11 protein-coding genes are annotated in these 14,858 nt (G+C 47.8%); 3 read left to right on the top strand and 8 right to left on the bottom strand.

The window, feature by feature from the left end; genetic code table 11:
* Positions 1-524: 524 nt before the first annotated feature.
* Positions 525-2,681 carry an alpha-amylase family glycosyl hydrolase gene (locus tag P5G61_RS26745; RefSeq protein ID WP_301249267.1) on the top strand — a complete coding sequence of 719 codons (2,157 nt, stop codon included), beginning with the start codon at positions 525-527 and terminating at the stop codon, positions 2,679-2,681.
* Between the two features lie 102 nt (positions 2,682-2,783).
* Here the strand turns inward: P5G61_RS26745 and P5G61_RS26740 are convergent, their stop codons facing one another.
* The 4 genes from P5G61_RS26740 to P5G61_RS26725 all read right to left on the bottom strand — a co-directional run bounded on the left by P5G61_RS26740 (position 2,784) and on the right by P5G61_RS26725 (position 7,802).
* Entirely contained in the window at positions 2,784-4,070 is a 1,287-nt protein-coding gene (locus P5G61_RS26740; protein ID WP_301249266.1) for an MFS transporter, read from the bottom strand.
* Between the two features lie 161 nt (positions 4,071-4,231).
* Positions 4,232-5,068 (bottom strand): sugar ABC transporter permease, encoded by an 837-nt coding sequence (locus tag P5G61_RS26735; protein ID WP_301249265.1) that lies wholly within the window; start codon positions 5,066-5,068, stop codon positions 4,232-4,234.
* Positions 5,065-6,420, bottom strand: a complete 1,356-nt coding sequence (locus P5G61_RS26730; RefSeq protein WP_301249264.1) for a carbohydrate ABC transporter permease — start codon at positions 6,418-6,420, stop codon at positions 5,065-5,067. Before P5G61_RS26730 ends, P5G61_RS26735 begins: the two co-directional genes overlap by 4 nt.
* Positions 6,421-6,515: 95 nt before the next feature.
* Positions 6,516-7,802: a sugar ABC transporter substrate-binding protein gene (locus P5G61_RS26725; protein ID WP_301249263.1), complete on the bottom strand. Its 1,287-nt coding sequence runs from the start codon at positions 7,800-7,802 to the stop codon at positions 6,516-6,518.
* 456 nt (positions 7,803-8,258) lie between these two features.
* On the opposite strand from P5G61_RS26725, the gene P5G61_RS26720 reads away from it, so the two are divergent.
* On the top strand, positions 8,259-9,287 hold the full coding sequence (locus tag P5G61_RS26720) for a LacI family DNA-binding transcriptional regulator (RefSeq protein ID WP_301249262.1): 1,029 nt from the start codon (positions 8,259-8,261) through the stop codon (positions 9,285-9,287).
* 126 nt (positions 9,288-9,413) lie between these two features.
* Here the strand turns inward: P5G61_RS26720 and P5G61_RS26715 are convergent, their stop codons facing one another.
* Positions 9,414-10,172 (bottom strand): SDR family oxidoreductase, encoded by a 759-nt coding sequence (locus tag P5G61_RS26715; protein ID WP_301249261.1) that lies wholly within the window; start codon positions 10,170-10,172, stop codon positions 9,414-9,416.
* Between the two features lie 190 nt (positions 10,173-10,362).
* Here P5G61_RS26715 and P5G61_RS26710 point away from each other — a divergent pair, with 190 nt between their 5' ends.
* The gene (locus P5G61_RS26710; RefSeq protein WP_301249260.1) at positions 10,363-10,965 is read left to right on the top strand and encodes a TetR/AcrR family transcriptional regulator; all 603 of its coding nucleotides are present in this window, start codon (positions 10,363-10,365) and stop codon (positions 10,963-10,965) included.
* 148 nt (positions 10,966-11,113) lie between these two features.
* Here the strand turns inward: P5G61_RS26710 and P5G61_RS26705 are convergent, their stop codons facing one another.
* The 3 genes from P5G61_RS26705 to P5G61_RS26695 all read right to left on the bottom strand — a co-directional run bounded on the left by P5G61_RS26705 (position 11,114) and on the right by P5G61_RS26695 (position 14,776).
* Positions 11,114-12,253 (bottom strand): toxic anion resistance protein, encoded by a 1,140-nt coding sequence (locus P5G61_RS26705; protein WP_301249259.1) that lies wholly within the window; start codon positions 12,251-12,253, stop codon positions 11,114-11,116.
* 91 nt (positions 12,254-12,344) lie between these two features.
* A complete protein-coding gene (locus P5G61_RS26700; protein ID WP_301249258.1) occupies positions 12,345-14,033 on the bottom strand; it encodes a vWA domain-containing protein in 1,689 nt (562 codons plus the stop codon).
* Positions 14,034-14,044: 11 nt separating this feature from the next.
* Positions 14,045-14,776 (bottom strand): hypothetical protein, encoded by a 732-nt coding sequence (locus P5G61_RS26695; protein ID WP_301249257.1) that lies wholly within the window; start codon positions 14,774-14,776, stop codon positions 14,045-14,047.
* Between the last annotated feature and the right edge of the window lie 82 nt (positions 14,777-14,858).

Below are 14,858 nucleotides of genomic sequence, written 5' to 3'. Positions count from 1 at the left end.
TGCATAGCCCTTATATTGGTGGGTCTGCGAATAGTTTAAATCTGTTAAGCCTGATTGTAAATATAGAAATAGAAAATAAATGCTCAGGAAAAAGTTATTGACAACCAAACCATTATTTAATTATCATAACGTTGTGATTATAACTAGAGGGCCATGCTTTTAAACCCAATCGGTTTAGGACAACCCCGGTAACTCCATCAGGAGGTGCCGGGGTTGTTGGCATTCACAAGGAGGGGATATTGTTTAAGAATAACCTGCCAATGGCTGAATTGAAAGCGCTTTTCTAATTAGGGAAGAGAACACACATCTATATAAGTTGAACTAAACATTTACACGAGAACGGAGAGGACAGAAATAACCTGAAGAAGTGCAACGTTCGCCTTTATCCCCGGATTTTCCCCTTTGAAAAAGGGAATCAAAAAAAATCTGGGGATAACAGCGATCGGAAGGTTGTTCTGTCATCGGAGTGGTAAGTGTAAATATTCTTTAGTTCAATTTATATAATAAACGAAGGGTGGATTACCATGTTCAAATGGACCAAGCGAATCATCCTCAGTACCACGCTGAGCTTCAGCTTGCTGGCCGGAAGTGCACTGCCAATATTCCCGGCGGCCTCCGTATTCGCTGATGCGGATACGGCTGTAACCAACAAGCAGAACTTTAGCACCGATGTTATTTATCAAGTATTTACCGATCGCTTTCTGGACGGCAATCCCTCCAACAACCCTACCGGAGGGGCCTATGACGCCTCCTGTTCCAACCTGAAGCTCTATTGCGGGGGCGACTGGCAAGGACTAATTAACAAGATCAACGACAATTATTTTACCGATCTCGGCATTACGGCACTCTGGATTTCCCAGCCTGTGGAGAACATTTACTCGCTGATTAATTATTCCGGTGTCAACAATACGGCTTATCACGGCTATTGGGCACGTGACTTCAAGAAGACCAATCCTGCTTTCGGTACGATGACCGATTTCCAGAACCTGATCAATACGGCACATGCCAAGGGCATTAAAGTGATCATTGATTTTGCTCCCAACCATACCTCTCCTGCCATGGAAACCGATACCTCATTCGCAGAGAATGGAAAGTTGTACAATAACGGCACACTGCTTGGTGGCTACACCAATGATACGAACAAATACTTCCATCACAATGGCGGCTCTGACTTCTCCACACTGGAGAACGGTATCTACAAAAACCTCTATGATCTCGCTGACCTGAATCACAACAACAGCACGATTGACACCTATTTCAAAGATGCGATCAAGCTCTGGCTGGATATGGGCATTGACGGAATCCGGGTGGATGCGGTCAAGCATATGCCGATGGGATGGCAAAAGAACTGGATGTCCTCCATCTACGGCTACAAACCGGTGTTTACGTTTGGTGAATGGTTCTTGGGTTCCTCGGCTTCAGACGCCGACAACACCAACTTCGCCAACCAATCCGGCATGAGTCTGCTCGACTTCCGTTTCAACAATGAAGTACGTAACGTGTTCCGGGACAACACATCCTCGATGGTTGCCCTGGATGCCATGATCACCAGTACTGCGGCTGATTATGCCCAGGTGAATGATCAGGTTACCTTCATTGATAACCACGACATGGACAGATTCAAAACAAGTGCCGTCAACAACCGTCGCCTGGAACAAGCTCTTGCATTTACACTTACTTCGCGCGGCGTGCCAGCTATCTATTACGGTACGGAACAATATTTGACGGGTAACGGAGATCCTAATAACCGGGCGAAAATGCCTTCATTCTCCAAAACAACAACCGCTTTTAACGTCATCAGCAAACTGGCACCATTACGCAAAACCAATCCAGCTATCGCTTACGGAACTACCCAGCAGCGCTGGATTAACAATGATGTGTATGTGTATGAACGTAAATTCGGCAACAACGTGGCTGTCGTAGCGGTTAACCGCAATCTCTCGAATTCCACTTCCATCAGCGGGCTTACTACATCGCTCCCTTCTGGAACATACAACGATGTACTTGCAGGTGCGCTAAACGGTAATAATATTACCTCTACAGGAGGAAATGTATCCACCTTTACACTTGCAGCAGGAGCCACAGCGGTCTGGCAGTATACAGCCAATACCACAACGCCAACCATCGGGCACGTAGGTCCTACCATGGGTAAAGCCGGTAACACCGTTACTATTGATGGTCGCGGATTCGGTACTACCAAAGGCACGGTCTATTTCGGTACAACAGCTGTGACCGGTTCAGCCATTACATCATGGGAAGATACTCAGATCAAAGTGACCATCCCTGCTGTTGCTGCCGGCAACTATGCAGTTAAAGTCGCAGCCAGCGGAGTCAACAGTAACACCTATAACAATTTCACGATTCTTAGTGGCAATCAGGTTTCCGTTCGTTTTGTGATCAACAATGCATCCACCACGCTTGGTCAGAATCTCTATCTGTCAGGTAGTGTCGCGGAGCTGGGCAACTGGTCCACAGGTCCTCTCGCCATTGGTCCAGCGTTCAATCAGGTGATCTACTCCTATCCAACCTGGTACTATGATGTCAGCGTACCTGCTGGAACAAAACTGGAATTCAAGTTTTTCAAAAAGAACGGCTCTACTATCACGTGGGAAAATGGCAATAACCATACCTTCACCACGCCAACCAGCGGAACGGCAACCGTTACAGTGGACTGGCAATAGTCATTCCTCCACCGTCCTATCAACAACCCGGAGTCAGACGCGATAAGCGCCTGCTCCGGGTTCTTCGATTAGGCTTGTCTTACCTTTGACATGGCATGCTAGCTATCGATAGGTCCGAATGGATTTTAATCCTGCTGAAGCGATCACCCCTACCACCAACAGCAACGCGCCCAGGCTCTCCAGCACCGCTTGGGCACCCCATTGATCAGCCAGAACCGAAATCACCGTTAATCCCAGGATCGGGGCTGTACTTGTTATGGTACCGAGCACACCGTAGATTCTTCCCTGCAGCTCATCAGGAACCTCGGCACGCATCATGATCTGGGTTAACATCGTACAGCACGCAAACATGGCTCCCCCGGCAATAATCAGTGGCAAGGCCAGCAATGGAGAGGATACCTTGGATAACAGCATATACAGTGGACCAAGGACCAGTAAACCGATAAACACCCATCGTCCTCTTCGTTTCAACCGGTTGCCGGAGGCAATCAGAATCCCGGAACCCAGCATATACCCCAGAGGAATACACGTCTCGATCAGTCCGAACTGGACAGGATTCGCCTGCCATACTTTGACGGCCATGACCTGAACAAGCATGATGGCTGACATGAAGAAGAGAATCAGCAGCGGATTAAGAATGACGATGGAGCGAATCAGGGGATGTGTAAAGATGTAGGAGAACGAGCCACCCCACTCCTTGACGAACGATCCTCTATGTATGGAAGAACGTTGTACATCCGGGAAACGCCCGGCCAACATCACACATATCGCAGACAATAAAAAGGTCACACCCGTAATCACGATGGCCGTAAACCCTCCAAATGCAGAAACTGCAATCCCCGCTGCGGCCAGTCCGCTGATACGGGCAATATTATCGACCAGATGAATGGTTCCTGTAGCTTGCTGCAGATGCTCCCTCCCCACCAGACTGGTTACCGAAGCATGAAATGCAGGCGCCTGAAACAGGCTGGAGAACATCGAAAGGGAAAGCATGAGCAGCACGAGTGGAAAAGGAGCGTGCAGCACAAATAGACTCACTGCGATGATAAACGCCATGGCTCCACGAAACAAATCCGACGACAGCATCAGTTTTCTGCGATCCAGCCTGTCGGCAAACGTACCCGCGAATGATCCGAACAGAAAACTGACGACCATATTACATACCTGCACAGCTGCCATGCTCTTGGCACTTCCCGTGGTCTGCAACACCCACAGACTGATGGCAATGCCGTTGAAGCAATCACCGAATACAGAGATGCCGTAGCCGCACAAAATTCTGCGATAAGCAACATTGCGCCAAAGCGCCCTATTGGCCATTTTCTGACTCTCCGCTGCAGTGCGAGCCCCGTTTGGCCCCAATTCGGGTTCTGGGGACTGTAGCGTTCCCATCGATCTTTTCCTCCTTTTATCATTCGGTCTCAAACAGCAGACAGGCGCTTCCGAAGCAGTTCCAGCGATGAATGGAACCTCTCAGAAGCGCCTGATTGGTGGTGGCCTGGGTATGTTCTACAGGCTGTCTATGCGGTTAATTGTTTATATCCTTTATCATTTTATCCTTTGGAGGCGCCAGAGGTCAGCCCCTGCACAAGGAAACGCTGCAGGAATACAAACAACAACGTAATCGGAATGGCGATCAGTACGGCCCCGGCAGCAAACATCGTAAAGTTACTGTCCTGATACCGGCTCACCAGATCCCACATGCCGACTGCAAGGGTCCAGTTCTCTTTCGTCCGAAGCACCAGCCGGGCAAAGATAAAGTCCATCCACGCACCAGTAAAGCTGGTTAAAGCTACATAGGTCAGCATCGGCCGGGACAACGGCAAAATGATACTGGTGAACACGCGCAGATGACTGGCACCGTCAATTCGTGCGGCTTCATCCAGACTGCGCGGGATGGTATCAAAGAACCCTTTGACAATAAATCCACCCAGCACAGCCCCGGACGAATAGACCAGAATCAACGCGGCATGGGTGTCCAGCAATTTGATTTGAAGCAAAATAATATAAATGGCGATCATGCTCATGAAGCTGGGGAACATCCCCAGGATCAGCATGGTGGATAGAATGGTCTTCCGACCGCGAAACCGGAACCGGGATAAGGCATACATGCCCAACGTGACCATAAGCGTTGAGAAAATCATCGTGAAAAAGGCAATCTTCAACGTGTTTAGATACCACGTACCATACATGAACGACGGGTTGGTAAACAGTTCCCCGTAATGGGCCAGCGTGAATGCTTCAGGCCACAGACGTTCACTATATAGCGCTGCCCCTGGACGAAGTGACGAGAGAAATATCCACAAGACGGGATACACCGATACGATGGCAATGATGACCAGCAGCACATAACTGAGCGTCAGACGCATGGGATTGTTGCGCTTCTTCATTGAATCATGTCCTCCTCCTTGAACGATTTGGAACGACGGAAATTCCAGATGGAGAACGACGCAATAATCAGGAAAATGATGATGCCGACCGCCGAAGCCATGTTGAACTTGTTGTTATCCAATGTCAGTTTGTACAACCAGGTCACGAGAAGATCGGTTGATCCCGCATATTGATAATCGCCACGCAGTGGATTACCGTTCGTCAGCAGGAAGATGACATTAAAGTTGTTGAAATTTCCGGCAAACTGCATAATGAGCACCGGTGTTGTAGCGAACATGATGAAGGGAAGCGTAATGATACGGAATTTTTGAAAGCCGGACGCACCGTCTACCTCAGCCGCTTCATACAGATCCCGAGGAATCGCCGTCAACACGCCCAGTATGAGCACCATGCTGACCGGGATTCCGATCCACATATTTACCAGGACGACGGTAACTTTCGCCCAGAACGGATCGGTTAACCACGGCAGCCCCTCAAGGCCAAAAGCCTTCATATACGTATTAATGGGACCAAACTGCCCGTTGAACAAGTTGCGCATCAAAAGCAGGGAGATAATCTGCGGAATGGCGTAGGGAAGAATGAATATCGTCCGCCACAGCTTTTTGAAGCGAATACCCTTCTGTTCAATGAGAAGCGCAACCAGCACGCCACCGAAATACGTGGTGACCGTTGCCAGAATGGCCCAAATCACCGTCCACGTTAATACCCCAAAGAAGGTATGGCTCCACGATTTAAGCTGGATCAGATCCGTGAAAGTCTTAAATCCCACCCAGTCCACCAGCTTGGCGGGCGGAATATGATCCGGTGCCGAGTAGTTGGTGAAGGCCAGCGTAATCGTAAATAAAATCGGCATAATCGTGAAAAACAGAATGCCGAGGGCTGGAATGGACAAGAAAAGATACGGGAATTGTTTATCGAGCAAATATCTCAGGGAAGCAGAAGCTCCGGTGGCCTGCTTTCCTTCCTCTCTTAATTTTCCCGTGAGATACGCGTCCCGGATATTGAAGATATATAGAAGAAGAAAAACGAAAAACACCAAAAGAACAATAATTCCATTGAGCAGCAAAAAAATGGAGTGGTCGCCTTGTTGCAGTACCGTTGATCCATTCACTTTGACAAAACGCTGCGTCTGCTCGCCCAGCGTCCATACACCCCATACAGCCTGATTCAAACGGGGAATCAGATATGCGAGCCCAATTCCCTCCAGGATCAGAAAACAGATTCCCTTGATCCATTGACGGTTATACAATTGTCCAAGTCCTTGCAGGACCACGGACAATACAGCCGCTGTCATGCGATGCTGCCTTTCTCTATTCGGCTTGACAGTGACTGGAACATGCTGCTGTTTCATTCATTCCTACTCCTTCCCGGCAAGCGAAGTTACCGATCAGTTATAGCAGAGTGCAGAGGAAATGTTGGCTTCCTCTGCACCTGCTCTTTCTTTATTTATTGGACAGTTGCAAGGCTCTCCTTGACTTGGTTGACTGCGTTATCCAGAGAGGTTTTTACATCCTTGCCTCCATCCCATATGTCGGTAATTGCCGCGCTGATAGGCCCCCAAACGCTGTCCATTGCAGGAAGCGAAGGCATCGGGGTGGAGTTGTTGAATTGCTCAAGGAATGCCTTCGTAATTTCATCCCCCTGAATCTTCGGATCTGCCGCGACCTCTTTATTGGCCGGGAGAGTTCCGTTCATCTCAAAGTTGACCATCTGAGATTCGGCACTGGAGAGATATGCCGCAAACAGCTTGGCAGCATTCGGATACGTTGTAAATGCATTGACATAATAGGCCTTGACTCCAGAGAAGGAGGTCATCGGTTTACCTTCAATCGCCGGGAGTGGAGCAACACCGAAGTCTATGCCGGCATTGCGATAATCGGCGATGGACCAAGGTCCGTTAATATCCATGGCCAGTTTCCCGCTAGAAAAGAGGCCTTTCTTGATGTCATAGTTCACATCGCCCATTTTCACAGGCAGTACTTCCGATTTCAGCGTTTGTAAGAACTGACCGCCCTTGATGGCTCCCTCATTGTTGAGGCCGATATCCTCGCTGTTCATGCCTTCATCGCCAAAGATATATCCGCCCTGGGAAGCCAGATAAGCGAAGTTGTAATAGAACTGCTGGAGCTCCCACATCAGAGTGTACTTGTTGTTTTTGGTGTCATTAAAGGTTTTGGCAAAGCTGATAATGTCCTCAAATGACTTCGGTGCTTCGGGATAAAGCTTTTTGTTGTAGAACAACGCATAGGTTTCTACGCTGTAGGGATAGCCGTATAAGATGTCCTTGAAGGTTACGGCTTTAACTGCATTGTCACTGGATGATTGTGTGGTCTTTTGCTCAAAAATATCGTTCGGCAAGATCAGTCCGGCTTCTGAAGCGCTGCCAATCTTGTCATGCGGGAAAACGACCACATCCGCAGCCAATCCCGCGGGTCCGTCCGTTGTCAGCTTGGTCACCTGATCGGTCGGCGGCAATTCCTCGATCTTTACAGAAACACCGTACTCCTCTTCAAATTTCTTCGCTCGCTCCTCGATAAAGCTCCGCTGATTTTTATCCTCCCATATGACAAGGCTTGCGCCCTCTTCTGGCTGAATATTTTCCGCGGTCACTGTTGTTTCACCAGTCTCACCGCTGTCTGTTGTGGTTGGCGCAGCGCCTCCACCTCCGCTTGAACATGCGGTAAGTGTGAGTGCCATGAATCCTGCAAGTGCTGCTTGCTGCCATTTTCTCATTGAAATTCCCCCTTTTCGTAGTCATGATCGATGCTGTACTTGCGCTTTTCACCCGTTTTTCTGTGTACTGTTCCTGTATTCTGAGGTTCGGCATCTATCCGTTCGAAAGTAATACAAACGTTTGCTCATATTAACCTCAGATTGGTCCAATCCTTATGTAATCGGGATGAATTTTCTTAGATGTATGTGATTCAAGTCATGTAAGCGCTATAATAACAATCACATCATACAATAGCTAACTTTATTTGCACAAACGTTTGCACAAGTCATTTTTGCTCATTTTCCTTCATTTTTGCGACATATGTTCCTGTAATTTCCGATTTCCTTGATCTCCCGCCGTCTTCCTTTATTTCGCTACCTCTTCTTTCTCATGATGCAGTTAGCAATTGATTTATCAAAGTCTTTGAATTAACATAGGAGACATGTTGAAATGCTTGTACAGAAGGGATTTTTCACATGATTACAATCAAAGATATAGCCAAATTGGCGGGTGTATCCCCTTCTACGGTCTCACGGGTTATTTCCAACCATCCCAGAATCAGTTCGGAAACGTCACTCAAAGTGAAGCAAATCATGAAAGAACTAAATTATCATCCAAATATGATGGCCAAAAGCCTTGTTTCCAAAACGACTCATACCCTGGGTATCATGCTGCCCCGACCTGCTGAAGAGCTGTTTCAGAACTACTTTTTCGGAGAATTGCTTCGGGGAATCATTACGCATGCCACCCGCATGAATTATGAACTTCTTCTCTCCACCGAAACGTCTTCCAGCGATGAATTGAATGCCATATCCCGCCTGGTGCATGGGCGACGCGTGGATGGTATTTTGCTGCTTGGCTCCAAACGGGAAGACCCGATTATTTCATTTTTGGAGGCGGAAAAGTTCCCCTTTGTACTAATTGGTCGCAGCGAAACACATCCCGATGCACCGATGGTGGACAATAACAATGTACAAACGGCATTCGATGCAACTACACATCTGATTGCACAAGGACATAAACGAATCGGATTTGTGAGCGGACCACCGGATTTGACGTTGTCTCATGATCGCATGCGAGGATACAATAATGCACTTAAAGAAGCGGGTCTTGATGCTAACAATGACTGGATCGTGGAAGGAGAATTCCTGCAGGAAAGCGGCTTCCGGGCGATGTCCCTGTTCATGTCGCTGCCAGACAGACCAACCGCCCTCGTTGTCATCGACGACAATGTTGCCTTCGGAGTGCTTCGTGCTCTGGCCGAACTGGGATATAACGTTCCTGAAGATATAAGTGTTGTGAGTTTTAATAATATTGCCTTATCAGAGCTTGCTTCCCCGCCGCTCAGTTCCATTGATATCGGAACTTATCAGCTTGGTTATACTGCGGTTCAGGTATTGTTGAAAATTTTGCATGGTGAACATCTGCCTCAAAATCCGGTTATTATCCCGCACCGCTTAATTGTTCGGGATTCGTCCCTCTTTACGTTATCCGGGAATGCGTAGACACGTTTGTGCAAACGTTTGTCCTAATGGTTTGATGTCCCGCATTCCTGCCTGTTATGAACATACAAAGAAGCCCATACACCTGTATGAGCTTCTTTGCATGTTTCGGTTATTTAACAACGATGCTTAGTAGGAACTCCAACCTGCATCTGCCGTAATGACGGTTCCGTTCACAAAGCTGGACTCATCCGATCCAAGGAACAGTGCCACCTTGGCAATCTCTTCACTTGTACCTATACGTGGGTTAATCGCCATCCCCAACTGCTGACGACCTGCACCGAACTGGCTGAGTCCAGCCATCGATGAACTAATATTGGTCGCTACCGCCCCTGGAGCGATAGCGTTACAGCGAATGCCTTGCTCAGCGTACATGAAGCCAGTATTTTTGGTGAATCCCACCACTGCATGTTTGGAAGCTGTGTAAGCTGCACCCGCTCGTCCACCGTTTAAGCCACCTGCTGAAGCGATGTTGACGATGACTCCTTTTTGTTTCTCCAAGAAGATTGGCAGCACTTTACGTGTCGCACGCATAACACTGGTGGTGTTGATTGCAAATACTCTCTCCCATTTGTCATCCAGAACATCAGCAGCCGGCTCCATACCATCCATAATGCCAGCATTGTTCACCAGAACATCCACCGTTCCGTAGGTGCTAACCGCCGTATCAATCAGGTTCTGGATATCTTCTTCTTTTGCCACATTGGCAAGCACCACAATGGCTTCGCCGCCCTGTGCCTTAATCTCATCCACTACCGTCTGTGCGGACTCTGCATTAATATCCGATACAACGACCTTTGCCCCCTCTTGGGCATACAGTGTTGCAATTGCTCTACCCATACCCGAACCTGCACCTGTTACGACAGCCACTTTATCTTGAAGTTTCATATTGTATCATCCTCCATGTATTCGTTTACAATAAGTTAACAAACAAATGTTCATTAACTCTTATCCTTAGTATAATAAGTCATAGCATTCCTGTTCAATCAGTAAAAGTCTGCCCAAACGTACGTTATTCAACACTTTTAATCATAAATGTACTTTAATTTAAAAACACGTACTTACAAGGAGTCTGCATATGACTAAACTTCCGAATTCCATGGACCGAAGAATCAAGAAATCCAAAGCGGCTCTGAAGGATGCCCTCATCCAATTGATGCAAAAGAAGCCGTTCAAGGAAATATCCATTACGGATATCGTGCAGCTCGCGGATCTGAATCGGGGTACTTTTTACAGACACTATCAATACAAGGAAGACTTGTTCAATGAGATGATCGATGACGTGATCAAGGATTTGGTAGCTTCTTTCCGTGAACCCTATCAGGATATGGAACTATTCCGAGTAAGTCATATGCCTTCTTCCGCGATCAAAATATTTGAACATGTGCATCAACATGCACAATTCTACACGCTTGTGGTGAAGTCCGAGGCTGCGTCCAACTTTCAACAAATGATCTGTGAGGTCCTTCGTAACCTTGCCTTGCAGGATCTGACTGAGGTTTTTCCTTCTCACATCAACCAGGAACTGCTAGCCAGCTATCAATCTCATGCGATTTTTGGCATGATCTTGGAGTGGATTCGGCAGGAATTCATACACACCCCCGCCTATATGGCAGATGAGTTATTCAAAATCATTAATTTCAAGCCCGCCAATGCGGTGGTCCAGTCTAACCTGAAATGAGTTCATTAGGGTAAAATTATCCAATATATTACATCTTAAAGAATTCCAAAAAGCGACCATTCCCGAGTGCTTAACAAGGAACGGTCGCTTCTTCTAATTATAGAAATGGAAGATATCAATTAAATACGTAATTTTTGCTTTCTTCTGATTACAGTCCCAGCTTCTGGCCTTTCTCCAACCGCTGAATCTGCTGCTCCCCGGTATCCGCAAGTTCACGGAACTGGTTAATCGTCTCGCGCATTCTAGGCAGAGCTTCCTGCTTATAAAGACTGATCGAATCGAGCGCAGACAGCACATCGGTGAACGCCTGTTTCATCGTATCCACGGAGATGCTGGCTTCATACGCCTGCTTTTGGATGGCAATTCCCTGATCCTTCAGCATTTTGGACGTACCTGCGATCAGGTCGTTGGTCGTCCGGTTGAGCAGTTCAATTTTCTGCAACACAATCTTCTGATTGTAAAGTGCACTCGCGACAGTAACGGCAATTTTCAATGCCGAGATTGTGACGTTTTTGGCCCGATCCACACCGCGAATCAATTCTTTGTTATTGCGGATGACGACTTCAATCGCCATGATGCCCTGCTGGTTCACTACCAGCATTTGCTGCAAATCCATGACCCGCTGACGGAGCGGGAACAGCACTTCTTCGGTAATGAAGCGGACTTTCTCCGGGTCCTCGTTACGGACTTTAGCAGCTTCGATCTGCCCGTCGATTGATTCATCCATCAGCACCCCAAGCTGTATTTCCTTTTGCAGCCGTTTGGTGAGTTCCCGTAGGTTCTGCTGTTCAATCTCCAGTGTTGTGTTGTCGTTTCTTAATGTGGATCTGCCTTTATCCAGCGAGGTTACAATGTCGGCGATGACCGCGTCAGCCTTCTGGTATTTCAGGAAATAGGCCCGCAGCGGATTGAACAATTTGCCGAGGAACCCGGTCTTCGCGAAATCGACCACGCTTGGGTCGAGATCCTTTAGTTGCATATGCAGCTCGGTCAAGCCTTTGGCGACCTGACCGCCCTCGTCTCCCGTCTTGGACAGATGTCCAACGGAGACTTGAAGCAACGCGTTTTTCTCGGAAGAGGATCTCATCGTGTTCATGCCAAAGCCGTCAATGGATTGCAGTATCTCTTTGCGTTTCTCCAGCGATTCGAGATCCAGTGTCATGATCATCTCCACGTTGGCATTCGCCACTTGCTGCAGCTCTGCCACCTCGGCAGGTACGGGCTTTATTTCCTCCTCAATCACCTTCTGAATTTCCTTCTGGCTAGGTATCTCCATCGAAAACGACATCCAAGTTCCCCCTTCAATTTACGTGCTGCATAAATGAAATAATGAATAATGTAATATGTCACACACGGCCACTTCGAGTGCAGTACCCTTGTTACATCTGCACGTTAAACAGGTTACCGATTTTGTACACAACATCGTCGGTGTCCGCATTAATGCTCGCCGCTTCGTTAATACTGGAGATGCTCTCCAAAGCTTTGATGTCCGCGTTGTAACCAATGGTGTAGATCGGCACTTTGTACGTCTCGACCAGATCACGAATATCCTTCAGAGTATGACCTTCGTTGGTCTCGCCATCACTGAGGACAAAGATCAGCGGCTTCACATTCGGATTGGTCGCCATATAATCTTCCAGCATCTTCATCGCCACGACAATACCATCGAAGGTTGCCGTGCCGCCACCCGCTTGCAGGCTATCCACTGTACCGACAAACATGGACTGCTGATTCGTATCATACTTGGCAATCGGCAGGTTCACGGTTACCCCGCTGGAGTAAGAGACGAGGCCGATACTGTTGTCTGTGCCCAAGAACTTCTGGCCTTTGCGCAAGGATTCCTTGAGTCGGTTTAGCGGTTCCCCGTCCATGCTTCCGGATACGTCGGTGACGAATACGGCTGCGATCGGTTTGCTGCCATTCTTTTTCTCTTTCCATACTTTCTGCGCGGACAACAAGGTGCCGCCATCCACTGTGCTCAGTTCTGACTTGTAATCCTGCAAGCCATTAAAGCCGAATTCCTCAGCCGATTGCTGATACTTCGCTTGTGTTACGAATTCCGCATACTTCTTGATGATCTCCTGCTTGTTCTGCGGCAATTGCCCCAGCGCATACAGTGGGCTGTCATGTCTTACGCCAAAAGGCGTAAAGACGTATCCGCTTTTCAGATCTGCGGTGTTTACGTAAGTCTGGTATTCCAGTACAAATGCATCCAGACGCCCTGACTTGGCTGCTTCACGCATCTGAATGGTTGTTGATGCTGTAAACGGTACGTTCGCCTGAAACTTCTCAAAACCCTCAATGGCTTTCTCTCCAAGCGGATTGGAGCTATCATACGTGTTGAGTGCCGTCACGAGAAAGTTCAGCCCCGTGGAACTGGCAAATGGATCGGTGTACCCCATCGCGAGTTCGTTATTGGCAATCGCTTCGGTCACGGTTTTTACATTAACTGAGCCGTATGTGTCGACCAGCGCATCATATTTGGCTTTGGAGATGACGATACCGGGAACGTTCCCCACCAGTCTTTTGGATACCAGGTCTGTCTTTACTCCGCTTGCAGCTACCATCTCGCCCCACAGTTCATTCGAAGGGGTGTACGCATCGGGCACATATTTGCCGGACTTGATATAATCGGCTGCCGTTCCGGATGCGATATTGCGTAATTTCACCGAAACCTGTTTGCCGTCTACGGTAATGTTCGCTTTGTTGAACTCTTCGGTTACTTCGGTTAACCAGCCGTCCGCACCGGTCCCCGCCTTCTCGATGGAAGAAAAGATCTCTACATAATCATTCGTTGTATTCTCGACCGTGATCGGGAATTTGGAGATGTCCGGCAGGGACTCTGCCACATCGACCGGATCGAGATCGATCTGTCCTTTGACCGGTTCAGCCGTTGCCGGTGCAATGTCCGCATACAGCTTGCCTAATTCTTTGCCTGCATTCTCTGTCGTTACCTGTGTACTGGATTTACCCACGTTCGACGTCAGCGTAATACCTGCATATACCAGGCCAAACACGAGCACGAGCATCAAGATCGATATGAAAAAAAACTTTCCCTTCTTCGCCATAAGGCAACCCCTCACTGTCTGTATAATTTAGTGTGCTTGATTAATTGGTCAATCTCCTGCATACAAGGCATCTGTTCGATATCTCCAGCTTCAAAACTGTCCAGTCGGGAGATTTCCAGCATCAGCTGGTCAAGCTTCAAAAGAATTTCCTCATTGGTATGAAGTGAATTTTTCACATAGCTCAGATATTCGTTATATACTTTGGTCTTTTCCTGAGTAAGCTTCTGGGGAAGTGTAGCGGATTTGGATTTCATCAGGCTGGCGTACTCGGCTTCATCAAACACATTGAGTCTGTTCAGCACGCTTCGGATATTGAGGTATAACAGCTTCTCCACTTCAAGAGTGACCGAAGCAAATTTCTTGTAACTCAGTTCCCCCGGATCAAATCGCTGGTTCAGTACATTCAGGAGGGTTTCTTTCTTTTTCTTCATGCGGCTCAGTTGGGACAATCCCAGCGTAATATCTTCCTCAAGCACTTTAATGCGTCTATAGAAGGATAACGCTTCCACATAATCTTCATGGGTTTCGATTTGCTTCACGGGCAAGACTACAGGCTGTCTGAACAACAAGGTATAACTTCCATAGAAGAGAGCAAGAGCACTTCCGAACAAGAACGTGACCGAGAGCGCTGTCGTAAAAGCACCCCCATCAAAATTCAGCCCGATGAATCCTGGCGAGAATAATAGAACGTTCATGACGACAACGCCGAAGATCAGCCCCAGCAGCTTTATGTACTTTATCATGTAAATCATCAGACCTCCTTTCACGCTATATGTCGGATCTTCAGGTCGATATTTCCAATTGCATATTTCTATCATTGTACAT

The sequence above is a fragment of the Paenibacillus vandeheii genome, from assembly GCF_030433635.1.
In the GTDB taxonomy this organism is placed as follows: Bacteria; Bacillota; Bacilli; order Paenibacillales; family Paenibacillaceae; genus Paenibacillus; species Paenibacillus vandeheii.
The sequence above is the reverse complement of the archived record's forward strand: the minus strand, read 5'-3'. Positions and strand labels throughout refer to the sequence as shown.

What these genes read in the sequence shown, in the direction of transcription:
- P5G61_RS26745 (WP_301249267.1), top strand. Translation starts at nt 525, where the DNA reads ATGTTCAAATGGACCAAGCGAATCATCCTCAGTACCACGCTGAGCTTC.
- P5G61_RS26720 (WP_301249262.1), top strand. Translation starts at nt 8,259, where the DNA reads ATGATTACAATCAAAGATATAGCCAAATTGGCGGGTGTATCCCCTTCT.
- P5G61_RS26740 (WP_301249266.1), bottom strand. Translation starts at nt 4,070, where the DNA reads ATGGGAACGCTACAGTCCCCAGAACCCGAATTGGGGCCAAACGGGGCT.
- P5G61_RS26700 (WP_301249258.1), bottom strand. Translation starts at nt 14,033, where the DNA reads ATGGCGAAGAAGGGAAAGTTTTTTTTCATATCGATCTTGATGCTCGTG.
- P5G61_RS26725 (WP_301249263.1), bottom strand. Translation starts at nt 7,802, where the DNA reads ATGAGAAAATGGCAGCAAGCAGCACTTGCAGGATTCATGGCACTCACA.
- P5G61_RS26695 (WP_301249257.1), bottom strand. Translation starts at nt 14,776, where the DNA reads ATGATAAAGTACATAAAGCTGCTGGGGCTGATCTTCGGCGTTGTCGTC.
- P5G61_RS26715 (WP_301249261.1), bottom strand. Translation starts at nt 10,172, where the DNA reads ATGAAACTTCAAGATAAAGTGGCTGTCGTAACAGGTGCAGGTTCGGGT.
- P5G61_RS26735 (WP_301249265.1), bottom strand. Translation starts at nt 5,068, where the DNA reads ATGAAGAAGCGCAACAATCCCATGCGTCTGACGCTCAGTTATGTGCTG.
- P5G61_RS26710 (WP_301249260.1), top strand. Translation starts at nt 10,363, where the DNA reads ATGACTAAACTTCCGAATTCCATGGACCGAAGAATCAAGAAATCCAAA.
- P5G61_RS26705 (WP_301249259.1), bottom strand. Translation starts at nt 12,253, where the DNA reads ATGTCGTTTTCGATGGAGATACCTAGCCAGAAGGAAATTCAGAAGGTG.
- P5G61_RS26730 (WP_301249264.1), bottom strand. Translation starts at nt 6,420, where the DNA reads ATGAAACAGCAGCATGTTCCAGTCACTGTCAAGCCGAATAGAGAAAGG.